Origin of the sequence: Thiocapsa bogorovii, from assembly GCF_021228795.1 — a bacterium.
Classification (GTDB): Bacteria; Pseudomonadota; Gammaproteobacteria; order Chromatiales; family Chromatiaceae; genus Thiocapsa; species Thiocapsa bogorovii.
This window is the reverse complement of sequence record NZ_CP089309.1, coordinates 2,536,036-2,550,364: the sequence shown is the minus strand read 5'-3', so window position 1 is coordinate 2,550,364 and position 14,329 is coordinate 2,536,036. Positions and strand designations below refer to the sequence as shown.

General features: G+C 65.0%; 8 protein-coding genes and 1 pseudogene. 7 read left to right on the top strand and 2 right to left on the bottom strand.

The window, feature by feature from the left end; translation table 11 throughout:
* Nucleotides 1-149: 149 nt before the first annotated feature.
* The 4 genes from LT988_RS11550 to LT988_RS11535 all read left to right on the top strand — a co-directional run bounded on the left by LT988_RS11550 (nucleotide 150) and on the right by LT988_RS11535 (nucleotide 7,460).
* On the top strand, nucleotides 150-1,859 hold the full coding sequence (locus tag LT988_RS11550; protein WP_232410278.1) for a N,N-dimethylformamidase beta subunit family domain-containing protein: 1,710 nt from the start codon (nucleotides 150-152) through the stop codon (nucleotides 1,857-1,859).
* Between the two features lie 317 nt (nucleotides 1,860-2,176).
* Nucleotides 2,177-3,442, top strand: coding sequence for an efflux RND transporter periplasmic adaptor subunit (locus tag LT988_RS11545; RefSeq protein WP_232410277.1), 1,266 nt, complete (start codon nucleotides 2,177-2,179; stop codon nucleotides 3,440-3,442).
* A gap of 55 nt (nucleotides 3,443-3,497) precedes the next feature.
* Nucleotides 3,498-6,650 (top strand): efflux RND transporter permease subunit, encoded by a 3,153-nt coding sequence (locus LT988_RS11540; protein ID WP_232410276.1) that lies wholly within the window; start codon nucleotides 3,498-3,500, stop codon nucleotides 6,648-6,650.
* Between the two features lie 234 nt (nucleotides 6,651-6,884).
* Nucleotides 6,885-7,460 carry a hypothetical protein gene (locus LT988_RS11535; protein WP_232410275.1) on the top strand — a complete coding sequence of 192 codons (576 nt, stop codon included), beginning with the start codon at nucleotides 6,885-6,887 and terminating at the stop codon, nucleotides 7,458-7,460.
* A gap of 182 nt (nucleotides 7,461-7,642) precedes the next feature.
* Here the strand turns inward: LT988_RS11535 and nifA are convergent, their stop codons facing one another.
* Together nifA and nifL are read right to left on the bottom strand one after the other, a co-directional pair.
* The gene (nifA, locus tag LT988_RS11530) at nucleotides 7,643-9,223 is read right to left on the bottom strand and encodes a nif-specific transcriptional activator NifA (protein ID WP_232410274.1); all 1,581 of its coding nucleotides are present in this window, start codon (nucleotides 9,221-9,223) and stop codon (nucleotides 7,643-7,645) included.
* A gap of 16 nt (nucleotides 9,224-9,239) precedes the next feature.
* Nucleotides 9,240-10,880, bottom strand: a complete 1,641-nt coding sequence (nifL, locus tag LT988_RS11525; protein ID WP_232410273.1) for a nitrogen fixation negative regulator NifL — start codon at nucleotides 10,878-10,880, stop codon at nucleotides 9,240-9,242.
* A 456-nt stretch (nucleotides 10,881-11,336) separates the two neighbouring features.
* Between nifL and rsxA the strand changes: the two genes are divergently transcribed.
* The 3 genes and pseudogenes from rsxA to rsxC all read left to right on the top strand — a co-directional run bounded on the left by rsxA (nucleotide 11,337) and on the right by rsxC (nucleotide 14,329).
* Complete coding sequence (gene rsxA, locus LT988_RS11520) at nucleotides 11,337-11,912, top strand: electron transport complex subunit RsxA (protein WP_232410272.1); 576 nt, start codon at nucleotides 11,337-11,339, stop codon at nucleotides 11,910-11,912.
* 255 nt (nucleotides 11,913-12,167) lie between these two features.
* Nucleotides 12,168-12,695 (top strand): annotated as a pseudogene (gene rsxB, locus LT988_RS11515) (electron transport complex subunit RsxB); the annotation flags it as partial.
* A 107-nt stretch (nucleotides 12,696-12,802) separates the two neighbouring features.
* A complete protein-coding gene (rsxC, locus tag LT988_RS11510; protein ID WP_232410270.1) occupies nucleotides 12,803-14,329 on the top strand; it encodes an electron transport complex subunit RsxC in 1,527 nt (508 codons plus the stop codon).

The following is a 14,329-nucleotide window of genomic DNA, read 5'->3' as shown; positions in this document are numbered from 1 at the left end:
ACCGAGCCATGAACCCTTTCCGACCAAGTGCCGCGCCGCCCGAACAAGCACTACCGCAAATGCAATGCATGGTGTGCTCAGTCCCACCGCGCATCCATCGCCATCGCTCAACCCATCAACCGATCAACCACCCCAAGAGACCAACGCAGATGCTGAAACGATTGTTTACCGCCGCCCCGCTGCTGGGGCTGCTCGCCGGCGCCGCCTGGATTCCCAATGCCTCGGCAGATGCCTTTATCAAGGCCGACAGCGCCATGGAGCACGCGGAGTTCCGTGGCCAATGGGCCAACAATACCCATTACTCATGGTTTGACTTGCCGTCCGACGACCGATCGAAGCTGGAGGTCTGGGGCTATACCGATGCCACCTCCTATGCGCCGGGCGATACCGTCAATCTCCATGTCAGCACCACTGCCGATCGCTATGACCTGACCGTGACCCGCGATGGCGCTGCCGAGGAGGTGGTGCTGGAGGAGAAGGGGCTGGCCGGCAAGCTCCATCCAACCCCCAAGGATGCCTACCGGGTCGGACCCGGTTGGCCGGTCGCCCACAGTATCGCCATCCCCGAGACCTGGAAGAGCGGCGGCTATATCGTCACCTTCAAGGTCACCGGCGAGGAGGGTCAGCGCATCGAGCAGGAGGCGTTCTTCATCCTGCGCCCGAAGGCGCCCGGCCAAGCGGCCATCGCCTTCGTCGCCGCCACCACCACCTGGCAGGCCTATAACGACTGGGGCGGCTCCAACTACTACGAGGGCGTCGCTGGCGAGAGCCGTGCCCACTTCTCACCAGAGCTCAGCACCCTGCGCCCCTGGGCGCGCGGCCTGATCCGGGTGCGTGGCGGCGCACCCCGGATTGTGCTCACCGAGGAGTATCCGATCGGCGCCGCGCCGCGGTATCCAAACCTGGAATATGCCTACGCGCGCGGTTATTCGAAATACTATGCCGCCGCCGGCTGGGCCATGTTCGACGCCTTGTTCGCACGCTGGGCCGAGCGCAACGGCTACACGCTGGACTACTACGCCCAGGACGACCTGGGACGCAACCCCGACCTGCTCAAGCAGTACAAGACCGTGGTTGTGGTTGGCCACGACGAATATCACACCCGCGACGAACGCACGGCCATCGACGATTACATCGAGGCGGGCGGACACCTCGCGCGCTTTGCCGGCAACCTGATCTGGCAGGCACGCCGCGAGGGCGATACCCTGATCTGCTACAAGAGCCGCGCGGCCACCGAGGACCCGGTGCGCGATGACCCGGAGAAGAAGGACCTGCTCACCAGCGTCTGGGAGGCGCAGGCCATCAATTGGCCGCCGCAGCAGACCTGGGGCGTCAGCGGCACCCGGGGCATCTATATGAAATTGGGCGGCTTCCAGCCCCGGGCGAGCGGCGGCTTTACCGTCTATCGTCCGAAACACTGGGCGCTCGAGGGGACCGACCTCTACTATGGTGACCTGCTCGGCGCCAAGTCCAACATCGCCGGCTTTGAGGGCGACGGTGTCGACTACACCTTCCGCTATGGTCTGCCCTATGCCACCGGTGAAGACGGCGCCCCGAAGGACCTGACCATCATCGCCATGGCCCTCGCCGGGCAGGAGGAAGAAGACCACGGCAACTTCGACACCTATCTCTACGCCGGTGACGCCGATCTCGCCTTCACCTCCGCGGCCATCTATGGCAAGGACACGCCGGAGAACCGCGACAAGTTGCGCTACGGCTCCGGCATGATGGTCAACATGCGCAAGGGCAAGGGCGAGGTCTTTTCCGCCTCCACCACGGACTGGGTGGTCGGTCTGCAAGACCGCGATCCCTTCGTCGAGCGCATCACGCGCAATGTGCTGGACCGTTACAGCAACTAGCGAGGCGAAGCCTCGGAGCGACGAGCGTGCCGCGTCGTGTTGCTCAACTTGTGCAATAGTCAAGTGAGCCAAGCGCCCAGGGCCGAGGACCGCTGCTCAGAACGCATGCGCTTCTTTGGTCCTTGGCCCTTGGCACTGATGACGTGGCAGAAAGCGGGTGCTGGCCATAAAGCTTGACGCATCTGCAAACATTTGGCGCCCTCAAGTAAGCTAGGGATGCAACAATGCGGCCTCAGCACGGTTGGCCGCTGTCAGGTTGATCACCTCGCCCGCTTCCGAATCCGCTTTCCCTTCGTCCTGCAAGGAGTTATCGCATCATGCAGACCGCTGACGCACGCCGGGCCGGCACGTTGCCCTTTGTCGCCCATCACCGCCGCTCGCTGTTTCGCAGCGTTTTTGTTGGCCTGATCGGTGCCGCGATCGGATTAACCGGTTGTTCGTCCGGTGAGCAGCAGCAACAAGCGTCGGAGCCACCCGCGGTGGGGGTCATCGAGGTCGCCGAGCAGCAGGTCAATCCATTCTTCGAGTTCGTCGGCAAGATCCGCGCCGCCGAGACCGTGGCGCTGCGGGCCAGGGTGACCGGCTTTTTGGAGGAGCGCAGTTTCCAGGAGGGCGGCGTTGTCGAGCAGGGGCAGGTGCTGTTCAAGATCGAGCCCAAGCAATATCAAGCGACCCTGGCCCAGGCCGAGGCGGAACTGGCCGCGGCCAATGCCTCGCTGAACCGCGCCCAGGTCGACCTGGCTCGCTACAAGGAATTGGTCAAGGACAAGAACGTCAGCCAGCAAAAGGTCGACGAGGCCGAGGCCGAGGTGCTGGTGCAGGAGGCCACGGTACAGACCGCCCAGGCGAATATCGAAAAGGCCCAGCTCAATGTCGACTACACGCAGGTCGTCGCTCCAATCGGAGGTCGCATCGACCTCGCCGCCCTCGACGTCGGCAATCTGATCGGTCCGGAGTCCGGCGTGTTGGCGACCATCAACCGGATGGACCCGGTCAAGGTCGCCTTCGCCATCGCCGAGACCTGGTACCTGGAGCTCGTGCAAGAGGACGTCGAGGCCAAGCGCCAGGGGGAGTCCGTCGACGAGTTCACGCATGTGCCTCTGGTCCGCCTGCCGGATGGCAGCCTCTACGAACACGCGGGCCGCTTCGACTTCATCGACAACAAGGTGGACGAGAAGACCGGCACGGTGCTGATCCGCGCCGAGTTCGAGAACCCGGATCGCCTGCTGTTGCCGGGGCAGTTTGTGACCGTGGTCATCGAGCGCAAGGAGGCCATCGATGCGGTGATGATTCCGCAAGCGGCGGTGCTGACCGACCAGGGAGGCGCCTACGTCTTGCTGGTGAACGATGAGGACAAGGTCGAGGCGCGACGGATCGAGACCGGCCAACGCTTCGGGCCGAATCTGGTGGTCAGCGAGGGCCTGAAGCCCGGCGAGCGGGTCATCCTCTATGGCGTGCAGAAGGTGCGCCCGGGGCTGACGGTGAAGCCCGAGCTATCGGCGGCGCCGAGTGACCCGATGGACAGCGCGACCGCGGAAGACGAATCGGGCGGCGAGCAGAAGACCCCGGACGAGACCCAATAGCCGGTACTCACAAGAACCGCCCGCGCCCCACCAGGCCCAATAAAGGAGCCGCCCGATGCCGCTGTCCAAATTCTTCATCACCCGGCCCAAGTTCGCCTTCGTCATCTCCATCGTCATCTCGCTGGCCGGCGCGTTGGCGCTGATGGGACTGCCGGTGGCGCAGTTCCCGGAGATCACGCCGCCCACGGTCAGCGTCAGCACCCAGTATGCCGGCGCCAGCGCCGACGTCGTGGAGCAGACCGTCGCCGCGCCCATCGAACAGGAGATCAACGGCGTCGAGGGCATGATCTACATGTCCAGCAAGTCCGACAACGACGGCCGCTACAGCCTCACCGTGACCTTCGATATCGGCACCGATGCCGACATGGCGCAAGTGAAGGTGCAAAACCGCGTCTCCACCGCGATGCCGTCGCTGCCCCAAGAGGTGCAGCGCCAAGGTGTGAAGACCGAGAAGCAGTCCACCAATATGCTGCTGATCGTCAACATCTTCTCGCCGGAGCAGACGTTCGACTCGCTGTACCTGAATAACTACGCCACCATCAACGTCAAGGACACGCTGGGGCGGGTGAAGGGCGTCGGCAAGGCCGAGATCCTGGGCGTGATGGACTACGGCATGCGCTTCTGGCTGAAGCCGGACCGCATGACCGCGCTCGGTGTCAGCGTCTCCGACCTGCAGAACGCCGTGGCCGAGCAGAACGTGCAGGTGCCGGCGGGACAGATCGGCGCGCCGCCGGCGCCGACGGACCAGCAGTTCCAGTACACCGTCACCACCAAGGGCCGACTGTCCGAGGTGGACGAGTTCGCCAACATCATTATCCGTATCGAGCCAGACGGCTCGGCGATCCGCGTCAAGGACGTCGCCCGCGTCGAGCTCGGCGCCCAGGCCTACTCGGCCGCAGGGCGGCTCGACGGTCAGCCGTCGGTGGTGCTGGCGGTCTACCAGACACCGGACGCGAACGCCCTGTCGGTGGCGGATCAGGTCAAGGCCGCGCTCGAGGACCTGTCCGCACGCTTTCCGGACGATATGGACTACGCGATCCTCTATGACACGACCAATTTCATCGAGGCGTCGATTGCCGAGGTCAAGGAGACGCTGTTGATCGCCATCGCGCTGGTGGTGCTGGTGGTGTTCATCTTCCTCGGCGATTGGCGCTCGACGCTGATCCCCGGTATCGCCATCCCGGTGTCGCTGATCGGCACCTTCGCCTTCCTGGCCGTTGCTGGCTTCACGCTCAACACCATCGTGCTGTTCGCGCTGATCCTGGCCATCGGTATCGTCGTCGACGACGCCATCATCGTGGTCGAGAACGTCCAGCGCATCATGGACGAGGAGGGACTCGATCCCAAGGCAGCGACGGCCAAGGCCATGGATCAGGTCGGCGGCGCGGTCATCGCCACCACGCTGGTGCTGCTCGCGGTGTTCGTGCCGGTGGGCTTCATGCCCGGCATCACCGGCCAGCTCTACCAACAGTTCGCCGTCACCATCTCGGTGGCAGTCGCCATCAGCTCCGTCAATGCGCTGACGCTGAGCCCGGCCTTGTGCTCGGTGTTGCTCAAACCCGGCCAGGAGCCGCTCAAATGGCTCAACTGGTTCAATGTCCTGTTCGGCAAACTGACCAACGGCTACACGGCCGCGGTGGAAACGACCGTGCGTCGGGCCACGCTGATGGTGCTGCTGTATGCGGGATTGATCGCCGCCACGGTCTGGATGTTCATCAACCTGCCGTCCGGCTTCCTGCCGGAAGAGGATCAGGGCTATTTCTTCATCGAGGTGCAGTTGCCGGACGCGGCGTCGCTGACCCGCACCGAGACCGCGCTGGACCGGGTCGAGGAGCAGTTGCGCGAGATCCCGGGCGTGACCAATGTCATCTCGGTGGCTGGCTACTCGATGCTGAACAGCGCCTTCGGCTCCAACAGCGCGCTGGTGATCCCGATCCTGGCGCCTTGGGCCGAACGCTCCGAGCCGGGTCTGCGCCTGCCGGCCATCGTCGCCCGGGCGCAGCAGATCGCGGCCGACACCGCCGACGCCAACGTGATCCCGTTCGTGCCGCCGGCCATCCCCGGTCTTGGCAGCTCCGGCGGTTTCTCGTTCGTGCTGCAGGACTACAGCGGCGGCGACATCCAGGAGTTTGCGTCGGTCATGCGCGGCCTGATCGTCGCCGCCAACGAGCAGCCCGCGGTCGGCTCCGCCTTCAGCACCTTCCGCGCCGACGTGCCGATGCTGTTCCTGGACGTGAACCGCGACAAGGTGCAGACCCTGCAGGTGCCGATGAGCGAGCTGTTCGCGACGCTGCAGGCCCAGCTCGGCTCGACCTACATCAACGACTTCAACAAATTCGGTCGCACCTGGCGCGTCCTGGCCCAGGCCGAGGGCGACTTCCGCAACACCCCGAGCGATATTCTGCGGCTGTTCGTGCGCAACAAGCAGGGCGACATGGTGCCGGTAGCCACCCTTGCTGAGGTCGAGTCTCAGACCGGTCCGCAGGTGGTGTCGCGCTACAACCTATTCCGCTCCGCCGACATCTCCGGCGGCCCGGCGCCCGGTTTCAGCTCCGGCCAGGCCATCGCCGCCATGGAGCAGACCGCCGAGCAGACGCTGCCGGCGGGCTTCGGCTACGAGTGGACCAGCATGTCCTATCAGGAGATCCAGGCCGCCGGCCAGGCGCCGATCATCTTTGGTCTGGCCCTGCTGTTCGTCTACCTGTTCCTGGTGGCTCAGTACGAGAGCTGGTCGATTCCGTTCGCGGTGCTGCTGGCGGTGCCGGTCGCCGTGTTCGGTGCGCTCGCCACGGTCGGTGCGGCCGGTCTGGATGTGAATCTCTATACCCAGATTGGTCTGGTGATGCTGATCGGGCTCGCGGCCAAGAACGCCATCCTGATCGTCGAGTTCGCCAAGGAACAGCGCGAGAACGAGGGCTTGAGCATCTACGACGCCGCGGTCAAGGCCGCGCGACTGCGCTTTCGCGCGGTGATGATGACCGCGTTGTCGTTCCTGCTCGGCATCATCCCGCTGGTGGTCGCCACCGGTGCCGGCGCCGGCTCTCGGGTCGCGCTCGGCACCGCCGTGTTCGGTGGCATGCTCGCGGCCACGGTCATCGGAACCCTGCTGATTCCGGTTAGCTATTATGTGGTGCAAGGGGTACGGGAGAAGCTGAACGGGGCGCCAAGAGAACCGCTAGAGACGAACCGCGTCCGAGACGCCAGTTGATCAGCGGGACGCCCGTAACCCTAATCCGCAATCACGCGTATCACCTGTAGGGCGGGACACCGGACTACGATGCCCCGGAGGACCTGACCATCATCGGCTTGTTCGTCTAAGAAGGCATGTGGCACCTGTTCCAACAGGACCTCGATCTTCCGGAATCCGACGCGGCATGGCGCGGTCTTGCGCTGTTCCTCGAGCGCCACCGGAGCGCCACTGGGCGCGCTAAGGAGACGCAACATGAAGGTCCGCAAGCGCGGTTGCGGTGCCGGAGACCGGCAGGCGACGGTGTCAGCCAAGCTGATTGCCGCGGCCAGGTCCGGGGTCGCGGATGGCAGCATTCCCTCGCGGCTGACAACGACGAGCATCATGATCCTCGCGGTGCTGGGAGGGCTGGAGTACAGCCCGCCATCGGCGAGAATCGTCGGGCTGTTCACCCTCGTGACGGGCACGGGCCTCTATGTCGCGAGCGTCTACGGCGACGGGTTCGGTCGGGAGTTCGCGACGGGAAAAACTGTGAGCGCGCCCGAGCTCCAAGAATTGTTATTGAGCCCAGCGAACATCACGGCGCTGATGCTGTGGTTGTGGACCACGCTGTTCTTCGTGGCTGCGGCGGCCGGCTTGCTCAGCCTCGGTGCTGCATTCCAACTCAGCGAGCTCAGCCTTGTGGCGCTGCTCTTCGGACTTGGCTACGGGTCGCCCCGCAAGAGCGGAAGAACCTGGCGGACAAGTCTCAGAGACGGCTTGATCGTCGCGGCGATTGGGTGGTTCCTCGCCGACATGCGGATGCTGGCAGAGCTCGTGAAACAATTCTGAACACTCCGCTTTCAGACGCACCCACAAGCGATTGTGAGAGGGATGCTCTCAATATCGAAGAGAGAGTCGAATCGCTGACCAGGCGAAGGAGGATACCCGGAACTCGCCCGTGTCTTTTCCGTTCGGCCTCAAGCTGGAGTGACCCGGCTCGCGGATCGAGAAGCCAGAACGATGCCGGGGGCCTAAAACTGCCGCATCTTGATGTTCAGCGTCTGAATCCGGTAGGCGATCTGGCGCGGTGTCATGTTGAGCAGTCGCGCGGCCTTGGCCTGGACCCAGCCGGCCTCTTCCAGCGCGGCGATGACGCGCTCGCGCTCGTCGATATCGGGGTCGTTGAAATCGATCGTGGAGGTCTTCGCGGGCGTGCTCGGAAGCGGCTCGCTCGCGAGCGCAGCCACGTTCAAGCCCGTCAGCTCGATCACGTCGCGGTCGATGATCCCCTGCTCGCTCATGACCGCGGCGCGCTCCATGCAGTTCTCGAGCTCGCGGACATTGCCGGGCCAGTCGTGACGCATCAGGATGCGCAGTGCACTGTCGGTAATCGAGAGCTCGCGTCCCTGCATGCGCGAGACCTTTTCCACGAGAAAGCGGGCGAGGTCGGGGATGTCCTCGATGCGCTCGCGAAGAGCGGGCATGCGAATCGGCATGACGTTCAAGCGGTAGTAAAGATCCTCGCGGAAGTCGCCGGCCCGCACCTCGGCCTCGAGGTCGCGATTGGTGGCGGCGATGACCCGCACGTCCACCTTGAGCGTGCGCCCGCCGCCGACCCGCTCGAACTCGCCTTCCTGCAAGACGCGCAGCAACTTGGCCTGAAAGGCCGGGGTGATCTCGCCGATCTCGTCGAGAAAGAGCGTGCCGCCGTCGGCTTGTTCGAAACGGCCCTTGCGCTGGCTGATCGCGCCGGTGAAGGCGCCCTTCTCGTGGCCGAAGAGCTCGGATTCCAGCAGATTGTCCGGCAGGGCGGCGCAGTTGAGTTTGACGAAGGCGGCGCGTGCGCGTGGCGAGTTGTAATGGATGGCGTCGGCGATCAACTCCTTGCCGGTGCCTGATTCGCCCCGTATCAGGACGGTGGTGTTCCATTTCGCGACTTGGCGCACCTGATCGAAGACCAGGCGCATGGCGTCCGTATGGCCGATGATGCTGTCGAAGCCGTGGGTGCCTTTGACCTCGCGACGGAGCTTGTCGCGCTCCTCGCGCAAGGCTTGCTGCTCGGCCTCGACGGTCCGGGCGAGACGGACCGCCTGGCCGATCAGATTGGCGACCATCTCCAGAAAGCGCGCCCGTTCCTCGAGCAGTCCGTCGGCGAAGGGGGGCTGCGCCGCGAAGACACCGATCGCACCTCCTTCGCCGAGTCGGATCGGTACGCCGATGAAGGGGAGGTCCGGGTCATAGAGGCTGAGTCGATCGAGGAAGCGGGGCTCGTCGCCGATGCGCGGCAGGATCCAGGGACGATTACGCGAGAGGATGCTGCCGATGATGCCCTCGCCGGGCCGATAGGCGATGCGGTCTGCGGCGTTCTGGTCGTCGGTATGGAGCGCGCTGATCAAGAGCTCGCCGCGATCCTCGCTCAGGAGACTGACCATCCCGTGTCGAAGGCGGCCGCGCTCGTGCAGCACGCCGAGCACCTCGCGCAGGGTCTGGCGCAGATCGAGGGAACGGCTGAGCACCGAGCTCACCTCGAACAGTGCGCTGAGTTGGGATTCGAGCAGATCCAACCGGCAGGCCTGCTCGGCGCTGCCGGGGACGGGGAAGTCGGCGTTCATGAGGGTCCGTGCAAGCTCAGTCGTCGTCGGGGACAGCAGTCAGTGACAGGCGAATCCGACAGCCATCGGTCATCTTCGGGTCGACCTCGATACTGCCTCCGTGGGCATTCACGATCTCTTGACTGAGCGCAAGACCCATACCGGCCTTGCCGCGGCGGTTGCGCCAGCCGATGTAGAAGGGCTCGAACACCTTGTAACGGTCTTCGGTCGGGATCCCCGGGCCGTTGTCTTCGATCTCGACCTCGACGGCTTCGTCGACCCGGCGGGTCGTCAGGCGCAGCTCGCGGTGTGCGCGGTTGGTTTCGCAGAGCGCCTGAATGGCATTGTCGAGCAGGTGCTTGAACAAGGCGCGCAGTTGATTCTTGTGGCCCGGCAGCTCGGGCAGAACATGCGCCGGGCGCCAATCGACCACGATCCCCGTGGCCAAGAGCCGGTCGGTCTCTAGCTCCAGGACCTGGCGCAGGAGCTCGTTGACGTTGACCATGACCCCGGCCTCGCGCGGCTCCTCGGGCAGCGCCGAGGTCAGCGTCGCGAGTGCCTTGGCCCCCGAGACGCTGATCTGGTCGAGCATCCCGGCGAGCGTGTCGACGTTGCCGGCACCGCCGCGGACCATGGCCGCGGCGGCGTTGATGACGTTGAGCGGAACCTGGATCTGATAGATGGCCGCGGCGAGGGCCTCGCGCATCCCGTGCATCAACTGCTGCTCGGCGAGCCTGGCGCGTAGGTTTTCCAGATGGGCGCGCTCGATCTCGCGCCTCCGCGCCGTGACCTCGCTCGCGAGGAGCAGCAAACGCCGGTCGCCGGGGACCTGTCGGCCGAAATAGGTCCGAGCGCTGGCGTCCGTCTCCTCGACCGGGGTCCCCGAGCAGGCGAACCAGCGCGGCCCCATCGAGCCCGGGATCTCGATGGCGACCTCGACATCCTTGAAGCCTCGCCCATCCAAACAGGCGGCGAAGGCATCCACGCCGAGCTGCTCGCTGACCGCCGCGCGCAGAACATCGGCCGGCTCCTTGCCGCGCAGATCCCCGAACAGCTTTTTGTACTCTTGATTGTCCAGGATGATCCGGCCCTTGCTGTCGAGCAGGACCACGATCACCGGGGCCGCATCCAGGACCGTCTCGATGCGCGCCTTCTGTTGACGCAGCGCCCCCTCGAGCTCGTGGACCTTGGTCGCGTCCCGATGCATCCCGAGGAAGTACTGAAGATCCCCTTCGCGGTCTAGGACCGGGGAGATGATCAACTCGGCTAGATAGTCGCGGCCCGCCTTGGTGCGGTTGACCAGAGTGCCCGTCCAAGTCTCCTTGCGCTGGATGGTTTGCCACAGCTGTTGGTAGACGCTGGGGGGGGTCGCGTTGCTCGAGAGGATCGACTCGTTCTGTCCCAAAACCTCCTCGCGGCTGTAACCGGTCAAGGTTTCGAAGGCACGATTCGCATAGAGGATCGCCGCTCTATGGTCCGTGATGGAGATAGCCACGGGCGACTGCTCGACCGCTTCGAAGAAGAGGCGGGGAGGCAGCGGATCCAACGCATTGCCGCCCATCAGGGTCAGCGCCTCGACAACCTCGATCGGGGTCCCGTCCGGCGGCGAGGCCAGAAACTCGCCGAGCGCGTTGATGACGACCTGCTGGACGGTGTCCGGGGCTTCTCGGACCGGCACGGCGCTCTCCTGAATCCTGTACGTGGGCTAAAGTTAAAGCAATTATAATGCCATAAATGACAGCTGCGCGTGTGGCACATGACGACCCCGAGTCCGCTCGGACAGCGCAGCGCATGTCGTCGGCCCAACGCTCTCAGTCGGAGGCGCCCCTGTCGATACCCCTGTCAGTTTTACGACATTTCGATGCAACTGCAACCGTGATCTCTGTTGTCACCGCGACAGCCCGGCTCCGGAGGGATGACGCCGAGGAGCGAGACGGACGCGCCGGCGGGATGCCGGCTGTTCCGCGCCGCACGCTCCCCAGGCGAGGTCAATCGATTGATGAAGCGACGATTTCGGTCTCCAGCGCCATCTGGAAGGGCGCCGATCGATCCGGTGCGCGCGTCGCACTCGGTTGCTGGCACCGCATTTGCTGCTGCTATGGCATCAAGGTCGCGACGCAAGGGCGTTCCACCGATGGGCGAGTATGTGATGCTGATTCTCGGCACGGCGTTGGTCAACAACGTCGTGCTGGTCAAATTCCTGGGGCTCTGTCCCTTCATGGGGGTGTCGAACAAGCTCGACTCCGCCTTGGGGATGGGTCTGGCCACCACCTTTGTGCTGACCTTGGCCGCGGTTGCGAGCTGGCTGCTCGAATGGTTTGTGCTTCAGCCACTGGATATCGGTTTCCTCCGCATCCTGACCTTCATCCTGGTGATTGCCGCGGTCGTGCAATTTACCGAGATGGCGGTGCGCAAGCTTTCGCCCGCCCTCTACCAGGTCTTGGGGATCTTCCTCCCCCTCATTACCACGAACTGCGCCGTGCTGGGCGTGGCCTTGCTGAATGTCCAAGAGGCGCATGGATTCCTCGAAAGCGTCCTCTACGGGTTCGGCTCGGCCCTTGGGTTCACCTTGGTGATGCTGCTGTTCGCCGGCATGCGCGAGCGACTGGCTCTGGCGCAGGTCCCGGCAGCCTTCACCGGGACACCGATCGCCTTTATCGCAGCCGGGCTCCTTTCGCTGGCCTTCATGGGATTCGCCGGGCTGGCATGAAACTGCGGAACGCGGTCGGCGCGACAGGCAAGGATCGGTGAAGCGCTCGAACTCTTGTCCGGTCAGCGGCCATGGCGGGACGCGTTCCGGAGGGCGAGAGATCGATGAAGGGGTGCGCTGCACGGGTGTGACGATTTTCGAGACGGATGCCGACGGGGTTCGGGTCGGGTTTCGGAGGGCAGCGGACCAGCAGTTCCTTGGCCGCCTAGAAGGGCACAACCAACATGACGGATTCTTAAACGAGATCGGAACACGATGATAGCCGCGATCTTTAGCCTCACGACACTCGGCCTGATTTTGGGTTGGCTCCTGGGCCTCGCCGCACGCTATCTGAAGGTCGAGGGGAATCCGCTCGCCGATCGGGTCGTGGAGCTGCTGCCCGGCTCGCAGTGCGGTCAATGCGGCTATCCCGGATGCGCGCCGGCAGCGGAGGCGATCGCCTCGGGCGCGGCCTCGGTGACCATCTGTCCGCCGGGCGGACGTGCCCTGGCGGAGGAGCTCGCGGGTGTGCTCGGGGTCAGCGTCGACCTCTCCGGAGTTGCCGACAAAGCGCCGGCGATCGCACACATCCACGAGAACCTCTGCATCGGCTGCTGCAAATGCTTCAAGCGCTGCCCGACGGACGCGATCATGGGGGCCAACAACATGATCCACAGCGTCTTCGCCGACGCCTGTACCGGGTGCGAGCTGTGCTTCGACGTCTGCCCGACCGAGTGCATCGAGATGCGCCCGGTCACGCCGACCCTGCAGACCTGGTATTGGCCGAAGCCGAGCGCGCTGGCGCCATTAGGCGGGCCACCAGCTTCGGTTTTGGCTGATGGCGGGAGTCAGGAGGCACCCCCCGCGCAACGCCCTAAAGATCGAGACGCAGAGGCAAGAAGGACCCGACGATGAAACTCTTCAAGATCCGCGGCGGCGTGCATCCGCAAGACAATAAGCACCTCGCGGCCGGGCAGGCGATCGAGGACCTGCCGATGCCGGCGTTGCTGCACATCCCGCTGCAGCAGCATATCGGTGCGCCTGCCAAGCCGGCCGTGCGCCGCGGTCAGCAGGTGGCCAAGGGCGAGCTGCTCGCACTCAGCCAGGGCGCCATATCGGCGCCGGTGCATGCGCCCACCTCGGGGCGGGTGATGGGGGTCGGGAGCTACCCGGCGCATCACGCCTCCGGGCTTTCGGTGCGGACCGTGACCCTGAAGCCCGACGGCGAGGATCGTTGGTCGGACGAGATTCAAGGCGTTCCCGATCCCTTTGCGCTTGCGCCGGAGGAGATTGCTGCGCGTGTCGCAGCAGCCGGCATCGTCGGAATGGGGGGCGCGACCTTCCCGTCCGCGGTGAAGCTGAATCTGCGTACCCGCTACCGCCTGCATACCCTCGTGATCAACGGGGCTGAATGCGAGCCGTATCTGACCTGCGACGACCGGCTCATGCGCGAGCATGCCGAGGAGGTCATCGACGGGGTCAGAATTATGGCGCACGCCTTGGGGGTCGACCGGATCATCGTCGCCATCGAGAACAACAAGCCCGAGGCGCAGGCCGCGATGGCGCTGGCCGCCTCGGCGGATCCGCGGATCCGCATCGCCCGCTTGCCGACGCGTTACCCGATGGGGTCCGAAAAGCATCTGGTGCAGTCGCTGACCGGGCGCGAGACACCGGCGCGCGGACTGACCGCAGATATCGGTGTGGTCGTGCACAACGGCGCCACCGCCTTCGCGGTCCACGAGGCGCTGCGCTGGGGTCGGCCGCTGGTCTCGCGTGTGGTGACCGTCAGCGGCGGGGCCGTTTCGCGGCCGCGCAACCTGCGCGTGCCTCTCGGAGCGCGAGTGCAGGATCTGCTTGAGCACTGCGGCGGCTTCGCGGAACAGCCGGCGCAGCTTATCAGCGGCGGTCCCATGATGGGCCAACCGCTCCCGAGCACGCGCGTTCCCATGGTCAAGGGCAGTAACGGCGTGCTGGCACTCACGACCGCCGAGGTCACCCGGCATGAGCCCATGCCCTGTATTCGTTGTGCGACCTGCGTGCAGGCGTGTCCCTGCGGACTGGTACCGCTCGACATGGCTGCCCATACCCGTGCAGGCGATCTGGAAGGTGCCGTGAGCCTCGGACTGATGGATTGCATCGGTTGCGGATCCTGCGCCTACGTCTGCCCGGCCCATATCCCGCTGGTGCAGTACTTCAACTATGCCAAGGGCGAGATGGCCGCGCGCGGACGCGCCAAGCAGAAGATGACCGAGACCAAGCGGCTGGCCGAGCAACGCACCGCCCGGATGGAGGCGATGAAGCAGGCCAAGCGTGAGGCGATGGCGAAACGCAAGCGCGAGGCTGCGGCGAAGAAGGCCGCCGAGACAGCCGAGACCGATGCCGCGATCGCGACATCCGGGGCGGCAGCCGAGCCGCCGACCATAAGAGCGGAGGCCTAA

What these genes read in the sequence shown, in the direction of transcription:
- LT988_RS11550 (WP_232410278.1), top strand. Translation starts at nt 150, where the DNA reads ATGCTGAAACGATTGTTTACCGCCGCCCCGCTGCTGGGGCTGCTCGCC.
- LT988_RS11545 (WP_232410277.1), top strand. Translation starts at nt 2,177, where the DNA reads ATGCAGACCGCTGACGCACGCCGGGCCGGCACGTTGCCCTTTGTCGCC.
- LT988_RS11540 (WP_232410276.1), top strand. Translation starts at nt 3,498, where the DNA reads ATGCCGCTGTCCAAATTCTTCATCACCCGGCCCAAGTTCGCCTTCGTC.
- LT988_RS11535 (WP_232410275.1), top strand. Translation starts at nt 6,885, where the DNA reads ATGAAGGTCCGCAAGCGCGGTTGCGGTGCCGGAGACCGGCAGGCGACG.
- nifA (WP_232410274.1), bottom strand. Translation starts at nt 9,223, where the DNA reads ATGAACGCCGACTTCCCCGTCCCCGGCAGCGCCGAGCAGGCCTGCCGG.
- rsxA (WP_232410272.1), top strand. Translation starts at nt 11,337, where the DNA reads ATGGGCGAGTATGTGATGCTGATTCTCGGCACGGCGTTGGTCAACAAC.
- rsxC (WP_232410270.1), top strand. Translation starts at nt 12,803, where the DNA reads ATGAAACTCTTCAAGATCCGCGGCGGCGTGCATCCGCAAGACAATAAG.